This window comes from Leptospiraceae bacterium (genome assembly GCA_015075105.1).
Taxonomy (GTDB): Bacteria; Spirochaetota; Leptospiria; order Leptospirales; family Leptospiraceae; genus JABWCC01.
Window position 1 is genome coordinate 427315 of record JABTUZ010000001.1, and the last position, 12686, is coordinate 440000.

At 34.6% G+C, this 12686-nt stretch carries 12 protein-coding genes (1 of these 12 running past the window's edge); 8 read left to right on the plus strand and 4 right to left on the minus strand.

The window, feature by feature from the left end:
- Nucleotides 1-133: 133 nt before the first annotated feature.
- The gene (locus tag HS129_02160) at nucleotides 134-2242 is read right to left on the minus strand and encodes an adenylate/guanylate cyclase (protein ID MBE7410858.1); all 2109 of its coding nucleotides are present in this window, start codon (nucleotides 2240-2242) and stop codon (nucleotides 134-136) included.
- A gap of 108 nt (nucleotides 2243-2350) precedes the next feature.
- On the opposite strand from HS129_02160, the gene HS129_02165 reads away from it, so the two are divergent.
- From HS129_02165 to queC, 7 genes are all read left to right on the plus strand, one after another.
- Nucleotides 2351-3244, plus strand: coding sequence for a bile acid:sodium symporter family protein (locus HS129_02165; protein ID MBE7410859.1), 894 nt, complete (start codon nucleotides 2351-2353; stop codon nucleotides 3242-3244).
- Nucleotides 3241-4206 (plus strand): NAD-dependent epimerase/dehydratase family protein, encoded by a 966-nt coding sequence (locus HS129_02170; GenBank protein ID MBE7410860.1) that lies wholly within the window; start codon nucleotides 3241-3243, stop codon nucleotides 4204-4206. The genes HS129_02165 and HS129_02170 overlap by 4 nt, the downstream gene beginning before the upstream one ends.
- Nucleotides 4196-5983 carry a lyase gene (locus tag HS129_02175; GenBank protein MBE7410861.1) on the plus strand — a complete coding sequence of 596 codons (1788 nt, stop codon included), beginning with the start codon at nucleotides 4196-4198 and terminating at the stop codon, nucleotides 5981-5983. Before HS129_02170 ends, HS129_02175 begins: the two co-directional genes overlap by 11 nt.
- Nucleotides 5980-7185: an MFS transporter gene (locus HS129_02180; GenBank protein MBE7410862.1), complete on the plus strand. Its 1206-nt coding sequence runs from the start codon at nucleotides 5980-5982 to the stop codon at nucleotides 7183-7185. Before HS129_02175 ends, HS129_02180 begins: the two co-directional genes overlap by 4 nt.
- 231 nt (nucleotides 7186-7416) lie before the next feature.
- On the plus strand, nucleotides 7417-9042 hold the full coding sequence (locus HS129_02185; GenBank protein ID MBE7410863.1) for an alpha-glucosidase: 1626 nt from the start codon (nucleotides 7417-7419) through the stop codon (nucleotides 9040-9042).
- A 5-nt stretch (nucleotides 9043-9047) separates the two neighbouring features.
- Nucleotides 9048-9416 carry a 6-carboxytetrahydropterin synthase QueD gene (gene queD / locus HS129_02190; GenBank protein MBE7410864.1) on the plus strand — a complete coding sequence of 123 codons (369 nt, stop codon included), beginning with the start codon at nucleotides 9048-9050 and terminating at the stop codon, nucleotides 9414-9416.
- Nucleotides 9403-10074 (plus strand): 7-cyano-7-deazaguanine synthase QueC, encoded by a 672-nt coding sequence (gene queC / locus HS129_02195; protein MBE7410865.1) that lies wholly within the window; start codon nucleotides 9403-9405, stop codon nucleotides 10072-10074. The genes queD and queC overlap by 14 nt, the downstream gene beginning before the upstream one ends.
- Nucleotides 10075-10113: 39 nt before the next feature.
- Here the strand turns inward: queC and HS129_02200 are convergent, their stop codons facing one another.
- On the minus strand, nucleotides 10114-10599 hold the full coding sequence (locus HS129_02200; protein ID MBE7410866.1) for a hypothetical protein: 486 nt from the start codon (nucleotides 10597-10599) through the stop codon (nucleotides 10114-10116).
- Between the two features lie 223 nt (nucleotides 10600-10822).
- Between HS129_02200 and HS129_02205 the strand changes: the two genes are divergently transcribed.
- Entirely contained in the window at nucleotides 10823-11797 is a 975-nt protein-coding gene (locus HS129_02205) for a M23 family metallopeptidase (protein ID MBE7410867.1), read from the plus strand.
- 14 nt (nucleotides 11798-11811) lie between these two features.
- Here HS129_02205 and HS129_02210 read toward each other — a convergent pair whose 3' ends face one another.
- Together HS129_02210 and HS129_02215 are read right to left on the minus strand one after the other, a co-directional pair.
- Nucleotides 11812-12510, minus strand: a complete 699-nt coding sequence (locus tag HS129_02210) for a histidine kinase (GenBank protein ID MBE7410868.1) — start codon at nucleotides 12508-12510, stop codon at nucleotides 11812-11814.
- Nucleotides 12511-12650: 140 nt separating this feature from the next.
- On the minus strand, nucleotides 12651-12686 hold the 3' end of the coding sequence (locus HS129_02215; GenBank protein MBE7410869.1) for a hypothetical protein. Its footprint extends 126 nt past the window's final position; 36 of the gene's 162 nt are visible here — the last part of the coding sequence; the start codon falls outside the window, past its right edge — the gene reads right to left on this strand; it ends in the stop codon at nucleotides 12651-12653.

The following is a 12686-nucleotide window of genomic DNA, read 5'->3' on the forward strand; positions in this document are numbered from 1 at the left end:
TGGCAGTTTCCTTGGGTATCTGAAAGTATATATTTCCAAGAAAGACTTTTTGCAGGTGTATCATATATAAAGATAAGTTTTTTTGTTTAAGGAGTGAGTCTAACGTCTTATAATTGTCTGGACGAAACAAGGATCATTTATTTGTTAATGCTTCTATTCCACTCCAATCCATAGGGACACCATGCTCTTGAAAATAAGCAATTCTATTCAAATATATTTTTGCTGTGTAATCGTCAGGATTTTCTTTTAGTACTTCTTTGAATTTTTCTTCAGACTGGTCAAGTTCTTTAGAAATATAAAAATGAATTCCTTTTTCAAATTGAGCCTTTGTATTTACTTTTTTAAGTGCTATACTTTCTTGGTTTCCGTCGATGATTTCTATAATAGACACGTCATCGCTTTTCCCTTTTACTTTTACTCGGTCGATGATTCTATAATTGTATAAAGAAGGATCATCCAATTTAAAAAGAGTTTGCTCAGAAATTAAAATCGGGCAGTCATACAGTTTGGTCAATCCTTCTATTCTTGAAGCCAAATTCACTGCATCCGATATTACTGTATTCTCCATCCTGTTCTCAGTGCCGATTGTCCCCAGCATTAATTTCCCGGTATTGATACCAATCCCAATTTTTATTGGATCCAAGCCTTGATCGATTCTATTCTGGTTGTATAAAGAAAGTTTTTTTATAGATTCTATTGCTGCATTAATTGCATCCCCAGGATGTCTATGGAACAAAGCCATGACTCCATCTCCCAAGTACTTATCAACATAGCCGTGGTGTTCAGAAAAAATAGGTTCAATATTTTTTAAAAAATCGTTTAAGAAATGAAAATTTTCATAGGGAGTCATCTTTTCTGATATAGAAGTGAAAGATCTTATATCTGCAAAAAGTATTGTCATCTCTATTTCAATACTGTCACCGAGTTTTACTTTTGTAATATCGTCCAATCCTAAATATTCTAAGAATTTAAAGGGTACGAATTTTTTGAAAACATGGCTGAGGTTGGCTACTTTTTCTGATTCAATTAGTTTTTCTTGCAGGGCATTTTCTTTTTCTTTTTTCATTATATTGATGCGGTCTGCAAGTGCCAAAGAAAGTAAAACAACTTCCAAGACAGTTCCGATTTCAACGGAATGGTAGGTAAAAAAAGACGAAGAAATTAAATTCATGGAATCTAAAGAAATTAATATCAGGCTAATCAGTAGTGGAATCCAAGCTAATAGAAAAAATCTTGCTTGTTTGAGTCCTTTGCGATAGGAATTGATTCCTGCGATAAAAAATAAAATTGGGATACTAATTAATAGAAGCATGGATAGCCTGATAGATACTGCATACCCTGAAAAAATTGCTGTGCCCAAACTCAAGATGATTGTACTAATCGTAAGTAAAACTATTTTATGAGTATAAGGAGTATAAGTTTTTGTTTCTAAAAAATTTGCACAAAACATGACACCGAAAAAAAAGTCGATATTTAATAAAATTGGCAAACTAATGTTGACAAGCGATGGAGAGTCTTGGATAAAAAAAGATAAAAAACCGTGCAAGGTTAGTTGAGCTGAAATTGCTGAAATGATATAGAGTACATAGAATAAATAATTTTTATCTCGAACCGAAATATATACGAAAAGGTTGTACAATACCATAATTACAAGAAGGCCAAAATAAAACCCCCAAGTAAGCATTTCATTAATCGAATTGTTAAAAAAGACAGTTTCAGACAAAATGGAAATCGGAAACTTCATGGGACCATCATTTTGAAACCGTATTAGAACATCATTGGATGAAAATTTACTTGTATCAAAAATAAATGTTCTATATTTGAGTTTTCTATCTTTAAAGCTTCTTAAATCTCCGGTACTTTCGTATAGAGAGGGGCTTTTGCCATTCAAAGTAAATAAATCTATTTTATCGATTAATGGATATTCTATCTCTAAAAATCTTTTGTCCTTACTTATATTTTCCGGGAGTTGAATTCGAACCCAATAAATCGATTTAGTATATCCGAAATTGGGTGACTTACTTTTGCTCTGTATCCATTTCTCGCTTGGTAATGCCAAAATTCGATCGATTTGCATCGACTCGGTTTTATCTTCAAAATATCTTAGATCTAATTCTAAAAAGGATTTATTTTCAGTGTTTGTTGAAATCGTATTTTTGATTTCTACCGAAAAAAGAAAATTAGGAATGAAAAATATTAGGAAAATACCCACTAATTTCAGATAATTTTGAGGGAAATCCATTTAAATGCACCTTAAAATTTAGGTAACCTATGTCAAAAGTTTAATATTTCATTGCTAAAAAATTGTCAGTGTTGTATTTTGGGAATCTGTGAGTTAAATAGAGGTTCTATGAATTATAATACAGACTATCAAATGGTGCTAGGGCTTGTTCTTGCGTGCATGATTTTTGGAGTAGCTTTGGAGCTTAGGGTGATTGCATTCAAATCGGTTTTGCAAAGACCGATTTCTGTACTTTCGGGTATGGTTGGTCAAGTTCTATTACTTCCTTGGATTACTTTAGCCGCTACTTTAGTTTTGGATCTTCCTGCCGGCGTAGAGCTTGGGATGCTACTTGTGGCCGCAAGTCCCGGGGGAAATTTATCGAATATCGTCACTCACTTGGCAAAGGGAAATACTGCGCTTTCAGTCAGTATGACTGCAGTGTCGAGCGTGATGAGCGTGTTTACTCTTCCATTAAATTTTGCCTTGACTGCAAATTTGAATCCGGTTACGAAGGCGCTTATATCCACGGAGCTTCAAGTAAATGGGTTGGATATTATAAAAAGTCTTATTGTTTTACTCGTTGTGCCATTGACACTCGGAATGCTCATTGGTAATCTTGCAGTGGGATTTTCTCATAAGATAACGCCTCTATTTAAAAAATTTTCATCCTTAGCGTTTCTTGGATTTCTTATTGTTGCGGTTTGGAGCAATTGGAAAATGTTTTCAGACAATCTTGGATTTATTCTAATTGTAGTTATATTTCATAATTTTATAGCACTTGCAATAGGAAATGTAATTGCAAGGGTATTCAGGCAAAACGAAAGCAATAGGCGTGCGATTACAATTGAGGTAGGTATGCAAAATTCTGGTTTAGCTCTTGGACTTATACTTACCCAATTCAAGGCAGAGCCGAATATGGCTTTAGTAGCTGCGTTTTGGGGGATTTGGCATATTGTGTCTGGGCTTATACTTGTTGCCTACTGGAGAAATCTACCGTCGAACGAGGAGAGTCTTACTTGAAAGTTTTTATCACAGGAGGATCCGGATATATTGGGAGTAATTTAGTTCGCTCTTTAGCAAAAAAGTATCCTAATTGGGATATACTTTCTTCAGATATAAAACCTACGGATGAGTTTAAAAATTTAAAAAAAGTAAAACTAAGAATACTCGATATTAGCAATAGAATCGAAACAATTAACGAAATCAAAAAAATGAAACCGGATTCGATAGTTCATCTCGCATCCATTATCAATCCTCCCCCGGGTATGAGTGAAGAAACTCAAAGAAAAATTGATGTAGAAGGTACAAGAAATGTATTAGATGGTGCCTTACTTGCAAAGACTCGTCAAATTATTATTACGAGTTCTGGTGCGGCCTACGGGTATTATAAAGACAACCCTGAATGGATTAAAGAGACCGATTTGATTCGAGGGCACGACCATTTTGCATATTCAAAGCACAAAAAAGAGGTAGAGGAAATGCTCAGCCTCTATAGAAAATTGCACCCAAAACTAACCCAATTGGTTTTGAGGCCTGGTACAGTTCTTGGGCCTACTGTAAATAATTTGATTACAGATTTATTTAATAAGAAAAGTATTCTTGGAATCAGTGGGAGTAAGAGCCCTTTTGTATTTATATGGGATAAGGATTTAGTAAATATAATTTTATTGGGGATAGAGAAAAAGAAAACTGGGGTATTTAACCTTGCGGGAGACGGGGCTTTGTCGATGCCTGAAATTGCAAAGATTTTGGGTAAGCCGTATAAACCAAAACCTGCGTGGTTGTTAAAATTAGTTCTTGGAATACTAAAACCTTTGAAGTTATCCCAATATGGGCCAGAGCAATTGGATTTTTTGAGATACAGGCCGGTTTTGGACAACACCTCCCTAAAAAAAGATTTTGGCTACAAACCAAAATATACGTCTAAGCAAGCTTTTTATGAATTTTTAAAATCAAAAGGAGTCGATTACAATGAAATATAGAAATAGCATGGCAGTCCTTTTTATAATTTGTTTTTCGTTATTAGAATTAAGTGCATTCAGTATAAATGTGACAGATCGGTCTGGAAGACCTTTAGAGCTTGCTATGGTCACGGTAAAATTGGATAGACCCCACCTTGCTTCGAGAGACGACAAAGGTTACCCTTACCCTGAAAAGGAAGAATTGATTTCACCAGAGGTAACTTCTTTTACGGATAAAAATGGAAACTTAAATATTTCCTATCCCTATCCGGACAAGATTTTGATTCGAGTGAGAAAAATCGGGTACTACGACGAAAATTTTCAAGGAATGTCGTCTAACGTATCTATCCAGACGAAAATGGAGAAAATCACTAAACCAAACGATTTAGTCGCACAGTTTCCTTCCAACAATTGGGTGGCAGCCCTTGACTGGGGAGAAGAAAAAGAATACAGAAAAGTGTATATGGAACAGTGCGGTTTTTGTCACCAACAGGGAAGTTATTTTATGCGTCGTCCTTATACAGAAAAAGATTGGGAAACTATAATGCACAGGATGATTGGTTATGGTTCTAGACCTTCCAGTAAAGTGCAAAAAAGACTACCTAAGATTCTTTCTAAAGCCTATAAGGATTTATTGGATCACCCAGAAAGAGTTACCGAGCCAAGGAAGTGGGGAAGTGAGTTGTATACCACTTCAATTAGAGAGTGGCCGATTGGAGATAGTTTTTCGCAGATGCACGATCTTTTATACCATTCTAACGGGAAGGTATATGTAGGGGACAATTTGCAAGACAGGATATGGGAAATAGACCCTCGCACAGGTAAGACTATGGTGTTTAAAGTTCCCCATATTGATGACGATGGACTTGGAGGGTTACTTTCTGGAAGGTTAAAAACTTTTCCGAAATACGAAACTTTTGTAGGGATTCATTCACTTGCAGAATCTTCTAAGGACGGTCATATTTTTCTCACCCCCTCTCTTCAAAAAAGATTGATCGAATTTGATCCTGTTACAAGAAAATTTACAGACCACAATTTTGAAAATGGTTTATACCCCCACACGATTCGAATTGATAAAGAAGACAGGGTTTGGTTTACTCTTGCTCTATCAAATCAAATCGGCATGTTCGATAGAAAGACCAAAACGTATAGAATGTATGATTTGCCTTCCAGAAGCGCCAAAGAATCTTTTAGCCTTTTTGTAAGCGGGGTTATACTTCGCCTAATGAACTGGGGATTTCCAATGCACTATCTTCCTGTGGACGATAGGGTGTCTGGGATGCCTCTACCTTATGGGATAGATGTTTCGCCTAACGGCATGATTTGGTTTGCAAGACTCCACGCAGATTCTATTGGTATGATAGACCCTAAAACAAATAAGGTGGAAATTATTGACACACCATTTCAGAGTCCAAGAAGACTTAGGGCAGACTCTGAAAATAATTTATGGATAGCGGCTTTTTCTGAAGCAAAAGTAGTGAAATACACACCGAGTGATAAAAAGTTTAGAGATTTTCCGATGCCGACTGCAGTAGATGGGATTGAAACTCCTTATTCTTTAAACGTAGATAGGCCTAGAAATTTAGTTTGGGTTACTGGAACCTCCTCTGATAATTTGCTTACTCTGGATATCAAAACTGAAAAATGGAAGGTGTACCCTCTTCCAAGAAGAGTTTCGTTTACAAGAGACGTTGAATTTTCTCCACAAGGAATAGCATATACATGCAATGGAGCTTTTCCGAGTTGGCATATAGAAGACACAAGACCCACTCTGATTGAAGTGAATACAAAGAAATGACAAAGCCTGAATCTGAGAATAGATTTGATTTATCTAGGTTTTTATTTGCGTCGTTTACGGGATTTTTAGGAGGACATCTCACAAATTACAGCGTAATTTTGTTTAGTCAAGATGTTTGGAATTCAGACGCTTTTGCAGGAATTGGCTTTGGGCTTTGCTTTGGAACTCCATTAATTTTGGGTTGGTTTGGTGGGGCTTGGTGTGACTCTCACAGCCCTCAAAAAATCGCGCAGATCGCTCATAGTTTTTTTTTAATTTCTATTCTGTTTTTAAATCTAACTATTATTATGCCCGAAGATTGGAATAAAATTATTTTCTTGACGGGCGCATTATTTGCCGGGATCGGTTGGTCTATCTTAGCACCTGCAAGAATGGCTTTACTCGGTCGTCTTGCAGGAAACAAACAGGCAAAATTTGCCGTAATATTTAATATTTTAGTAATGCTAGGGTTTGGTCTTGCCCCTCCACTTTTATCTTTGTGTAAAAAAATTGATGGGTGGAATACTGTGCACTATTTTGGTGCAGGACTTTTTGTTTTATCTATACTCTCTCTAATTGGATTGAAGACCCCGGGCTTTGGGCGTGAGTCTTCAGCAATAGATAGGATCCAAAAAGGAATAGGGTATGTAAAAGCTAGCCCAATTTTAAAAGAAGCTATTCTATTTGCAATTATAGTGTACTTGTCTATGGGCCCAGTGCAAGTTATGCTTCCAAGGTTTGCAACAAATATACTTTCTCTTTCTGAAATTTCCAGAGGTCTTTTTTTAGGAGCAATAGCATTGGCTCTACTTTTAGGAGGAGGTGTTTCACTTGGTCTTGCCAAGAAATTTGGATTCGGAAAAATGATTGCGCTTTCGGGGTTGACAAGTGGGGTTTCGATTTGTTTACTCGGGGTTAGTACAAGTATTGAAGTTTCTCTTGTACTTTTACTTTTTAGCGGGATGGGAGCCGGGATTTCAATTAGTTTAATAGTTGCATTACTGCAAACAGAAAGTAAGCCGGAGTTTAGAGGAAGGCTTTTGAGTTTATACACTATCACGAGCCAAGTCGTCCCTGCATTCTCCGGATTAATGTCTGGATTTATTTTAACAGTGTTTACTGTTGACAAGGCAGTGATTGGAGTCGGTGCATTTCTTGCATTTTTTCTTTTTGTAGGGATTCTTCGTTTGAAGACCTTGAGGACTTACAAGCCCGCAGCTTAGACTGTAATTTTGTATTTACAAAAATTAAAAAGAGAGAGTTGAAAATAAATTTATCTCATATAAAAATATTTTTCTTTTTTTGTGTTTTATTCATTTTTCGTAAAATAAGCAATTTTCTCTGTTTAAAATACAAGAAATACAATTGAAGATTGGCTTATTTCTAAAATAATGACAGTGAAAATAAAATTCGATAGTTTTATTATAATAAAATAAAATATACAAGGTCTGTCTATGTCGTGGTGGAAAGAAGCAGTAATTTATCAAATTTATCCAAGGAGTTTTTATGATTCTAATGGAGATGGGGTAGGGGATTTACAGGGTGTAATCCAAAAATTAGACTATTTGAACGGGAAAGAAGACTCTCTTGGAATTGATGCAATTTGGTTTTCGCCTATTTATCCTTCTCCAATGTTTGACTTTGGTTATGATATATCCGATTACGAAAATATAGACCCAGTTTTTGGAGATTTAAAAACTTTTAAACTTTTGCTAAAAGAAGCCCACAAAAGAAAAATAAAAATCATTATGGATTTAGTGATAAACCATACTTCTCATCTTCATCCTTGGTTTATAGAATCAAGGTCATCGAGAAATAATAAAAAAAGAGATTGGTATATCTGGAAAGATCCTGTCAAGGGAAAAGAGCCTAACAAATGGTTGGCTTCCTTTGGTGGAAAGGCTTGGGAGTTTGACGAGAAAACAGGACAGTACTACTACCACCATTTTTTGAAAGAGCAGCCCGATCTAAATTGGAGAAATCCAGAGGTAAAAAAAGCCATTTTTAAAATGATTAGATATTGGCTCGATATGGGAGTGGACGGGTTTCGTTTAGATGTGGTGAATTATTATATTAAGGATTCTGAACTAAGAAACAATCCGGTAAATATTTTCAAAGGACCAAGACCCTACGATTGGCAGTACCATATTTACGATAGAAATAGACCCGAAAATTTTAAAATCGTCCAAGAATTTAGGACGCTACTCGATTCTTACAAAGATAAAATGAGCGTGGGTGAGGTTTTTTATGAGCCTCCGGGTAATCCTGAATTATCTGCCTCATACTGTGGGGAAAATAATGATGGATTACACTTAGCGTTTAATTTTGCATTTATGTACTGCAAGTGGAATCCAAACGATTTTCTTCAGGCGATTCTCGAATGGGAGAAAGCTCTTAAAAATACTATTTGGCCGAATTACACTTTAAGTAACCACGATCAGCCGAGGCATTTTTACAGATACTTCAAGAAAGGAGAATCTACCCAGAGAGCTAAAATCATTGCTGCAATGCTCTTGACTCTTAGAGGGACTCCCTTTCTTTATTATGGTGAAGAAATCGGAATGACCTGTGAAAGAGTCCCAAGAAAAAAAATCCAAGACCCTATCGGGAAAAAATACTGGCCATTTCATCCGGGTAGAGACGGTACAAGACTTCCAATGTGTTGGGATTCTTCAGACAAGGCAGGGTTTACATCAGGAGAGCCTTGGCTACCCTTAGTTTGGAATCACAAAGAAGTCAACTTGGAAAATCAGATAAACGACACGGATAGCTTATTTTCTTTTTATAAAAAATTAATTCGAGTAAGAAAAAAATCTAAGGCTTTAACAAAGGGAAGCTTTGAGCCTTTAGATAAAAAAGCAGATAACCTTCTTAGTTATATTCGTACATTCGGGAAAGAGAAAATTCTTGTTGTTCTGAATTTTAAAAATACTACAGTAAGATTTTTATTAGAAAACAAACCGATTTCAGTGGACAATTGCGAGATTCTAATTTCAACCCATAGAAAAGAAGGTACTTATGTGAATCCTGCCTTTTTGGATATTTTTCCTTATGAGGCGAGTATAATCAGGTTAGAATAATTGCCATGTCTGAAATAGAGTTAGTAAAAGAATTTTCGTTTGAAGCTGCGCACTTTTTACCCGAAGTTCCCGATGGGCACAAATGCAAAAGAATGCACGGGCATAGTTTTTATTTTAAGCTCCACTTGAAAGGTGAAGTAGATCCAGTTCAAGGTTGGCTCATGGATTTTGGTGAAATAAAAAAAGTTGTGAAACCTATTATAGAGAATTATTTAGACCACTATGTTTTAAACGACATAGAGAATTTAAAAAACCCTACAAGTGAAAATATTGCTATCTGGATATGGAATAAGTTAAAGCCTTCTTTGCCAAATTTGAGTAAAATCACCTTGAAAGAAACTTGTACCAGTGCTTGTGTGTATGAAGGAAAATAAAAAAGATGGTGCACTGGTTTTGTTTTCTGGTGGGTTAGACTCTACCACCTGTCTTTATCTTGCTTTACAAGAAAATAAAAAAGTGTATGCCTTATCTTTTGATTATTCTCAAAGGCATAACGTAGAGCTAAAATGCGCCAAAAAAATTGTAAAATCTTTAAATACTCCTCATATAATAACAAAAATAGACAGAAATATTTTTAAAGGCTCGTCTTTAGTCGAAAAAAAAATACTAATTTCAAAAGATAGCATTTCAAAAAAATCTATTCCCAATACTTATGTGCCCGGAAGAAACTTACTATTTTTATCCTTTGCCTCCTCTGTAGCAGAAAGTAATGGTCTAAATCGAATCTATATAGGCGTGAACGCTCTGGACTACTCTGGATATCCGGATTGCAGACCTGAATTTATCAAGTCTTTTCAAAAAACAGTTCAATTGGGGACTAAGGCCGGAGTCCAAGGAAAGTCTATAAAAATAATAACCCCTTTACTGAAGATGAAAAAGAAAGAAATCGTTTTACTCGCAAAGAAACTGCAAGTTCCTTTTTCTTGGACTCATTCTTGTTATGATCCAAAGTTAGACAAACCTTGTGGTCATTGTGAATCCTGCCTTCTTAGAAAGAAAGGATTTGAAGAAGCTGGGATAGTTGATAAATAATATATTTTTTATTTATACCCTAAACCTAAAAAAATTATATTATCCTTTTAATATTTGAAGATTACGGATTCCGTGTTTGAAGAATTCTTCAGAATATCTTTCGTAGAAAGGTTGCTCTTTTTCAATTTTTTCTTCTAAACTCATGGCCTGTACATTTTTCTCGCCATATTGAAGAATGAAGTCTCTCCTTGATAATTTAAAAACTAACTCTTCCCAAAAAATTGCATCGTCGTAGTCTTCAATCGCCTGAAGCACTCCGGTTTCTTCTTCAAATAGATTTGTTTGGAAGTATTTGCCTAAAACCTCATCGTATTGAACGTATTCATCTCCTAATTGAGCGTCTTTTGAAAAGGATAGCAAATACTGCTCCAATTCTTCGTAATCTAAAAATTCGTTTGCTTCAATGAAACTATCATCGTCTATTTCTTCATCAAATTCGACAGTGTCGCATACAAAAATACCGAGATAAAAAATTGCTAAAAGATTCAGATACTGTTCATTTGAAAATTCAATATTTACGGACATAATCACTCCAAAAATTTTGTCATAGGCTGCCTAATAGATAGAAAAGAATGCATTTAAGCCAAGCCCTTGAAAAAACTATTTTTCTATCTTAAATTACATAAGAAAATCAGCTAAAAAAAAACAAACAATTTTAAAGTTGATAAAAATAAATATAAAATTAAAAATTTTTTGATTTACTAAAAATTAAATATGTAAAAAACGATAATATATAGTAAATAAAAAAATGATAAAATCAAAGTATCAAACAATATTTTTTATTTTTTTCATTGCTTTTGGATTTATTTTTTCTCCTATTTTCTCTGAAAAAAAGAAAAACTACAAAACTAATCATTCTATTAAGTTAGAAGAAATTCATCGAGTAGAAAAAGATTTTGAATTTGTATTGACATCTAGGAAATTTTTCCCGGGAGAATTGGTCTGCCTTACAATTTCTTCAAAATCAAAAAAAATGAAAGAGAAAGATTTTCAGATTTTTTGGAAAGGTGAAGAATATCCGCTTTACAATCTACAAGGGAAGTGGTTGTCTTTTCTCCCTATCTCTCCTGAAGAAAAACCGGGGTATATCTTGCTGGAAGTTAAGCATGGCACTTGGTATACGGGCAAAATAAAAAAGAAATACGAGGTTGAAATTCACAAGTCTCAATTCATTGTGCAAGAAAGGCAAAGCATCACTCTTCCTCAAAAATACGTGTCAAAAACTTTACCAAAAGATATTTTAGAATTCATTAAAGAATGCGAAAAGAAAAAGTTAATTGCCTTTCAATCTGATTCAAAAATTATGCTGGAAGATGATTTTGTATTTCCTTTGAGAGAGAAAAAAATTTCCAGTCCTTTCTATATTCAAAGAAATTATAATAAAAAGAAAGGTCGTCCTCATGGAGGAGTGGACTTTAGAGGAAAGACTGGAAATCCAATTTTTGCTATTCAAAGTGGTAAGGTCGTGCTCTCTCGTCCAATGTACTTTGAGGGAGTCTTTACTGTGATTGATCATGGAGCAAAGATTTTTTCATTCTATATGCATCAATCTGAAACACTTGTAAAAGAGGGAGATTTTGTTAAAAAAGGATCTCTTATAGGAAGAGTAGGCTCTACAGGTATGTCAACCGGACCTCATCTTCATCTCGGTATGAAAGTAAGAGGAACACTGATAGACCCTTTATCTGCGATTGCTTTAAAATTAAAAGCTCTTACGATATAAAGCTTGCTTGAAAATTAGAGCAATATTTCTAATTCTCCATTGATATCCGGACTTTCTCCTCGAAAACTAATGAATTCATTTGAAAAAGGAAATTCAATTCTACTGATAGTTTTACCGTTTATTACTCCGATACGAAATAAATTTGGATCCATATTTTCTGATTTTAATAGCAAAAGATTCAGGACAAGCCCTAAACCTTCTCCTTCGGTCTGGTCAGAATGTTTTTTATAGTAATCCACAATATCGTTGTATTTATCTCCTTCCAATAATTTCTTGCGAATTCTTTTTTCTTCGAAACTGAGTAACGGAACGTCATTTACCACATCAACTCTAAGCCCGTTTTCATTATAGTGAAAATTTGCTTGTACTTTGATATTCTGTTCTTTGGCTTTTTGTCCGTATTCTTTTATCCAATCGTCTGAAGTTCTTTTCTTGATTACACCCATACCGAATTTATAATCCCCGGCATCTGTAATGTCGAGAAAGTTCTCTTCAAAAAAAATCTTTTTGATATTGGCTTTTATGCCATTGATAATCATTTCCTTTACTGCTGTATAAATTGTATTTTGAAGGTTTGATCTTTGGTGCTTTATGGTAATTGCAAAAATAATATTTTCTATGTGATTTTCGATTTTTGGTGTTAGGTAATACAATAAGATTGAAAGATTGTCGGTTGAGTTTACTTGTTTTGTTATCTCTTCACTTGTTTCCATTGTGCTTTTATTTTCGGAAAAATCAATCTTTGAAATGAGTTTCTTTTTATACTCATATATTTTTTATATCTGATGGTATATCTTGGGCAGATGGTATTTTTTTACTTTTCTTTTTCCTTGGTTTTTTTGTCTTTTTTTATTTACTTTCTCTGTTTATGTCGTATCAGTCTGTTGTA

Bases quoted from the DNA above. Each gene is read 5' to 3' on its own strand.
- queD (MBE7410864.1), top strand. From the start codon at position 9,048: ATGTCTGAAATAGAGTTAGTAAAAGAATTTTCGTTTGAAGCTGCGCAC.
- HS129_02185 (MBE7410863.1), top strand. From the start codon at position 7,417: ATGTCGTGGTGGAAAGAAGCAGTAATTTATCAAATTTATCCAAGGAGT.
- queC (MBE7410865.1), top strand. From the start codon at position 9,403: ATGAAGGAAAATAAAAAAGATGGTGCACTGGTTTTGTTTTCTGGTGGG.
- HS129_02175 (MBE7410861.1), top strand. From the start codon at position 4,196: ATGAAATATAGAAATAGCATGGCAGTCCTTTTTATAATTTGTTTTTCG.
- HS129_02200 (MBE7410866.1), bottom strand. From the start codon at position 10,599: ATGTCCGTAAATATTGAATTTTCAAATGAACAGTATCTGAATCTTTTA.
- HS129_02205 (MBE7410867.1), top strand. From the start codon at position 10,823: ATGATAAAATCAAAGTATCAAACAATATTTTTTATTTTTTTCATTGCT.
- HS129_02180 (MBE7410862.1), top strand. From the start codon at position 5,980: ATGACAAAGCCTGAATCTGAGAATAGATTTGATTTATCTAGGTTTTTA.
- HS129_02160 (MBE7410858.1), bottom strand. From the start codon at position 2,242: ATGGATTTCCCTCAAAATTATCTGAAATTAGTGGGTATTTTCCTAATA.
- HS129_02165 (MBE7410859.1), top strand. From the start codon at position 2,351: ATGAATTATAATACAGACTATCAAATGGTGCTAGGGCTTGTTCTTGCG.
- HS129_02210 (MBE7410868.1), bottom strand. From the start codon at position 12,510: ATGGAAACAAGTGAAGAGATAACAAAACAAGTAAACTCAACCGACAAT.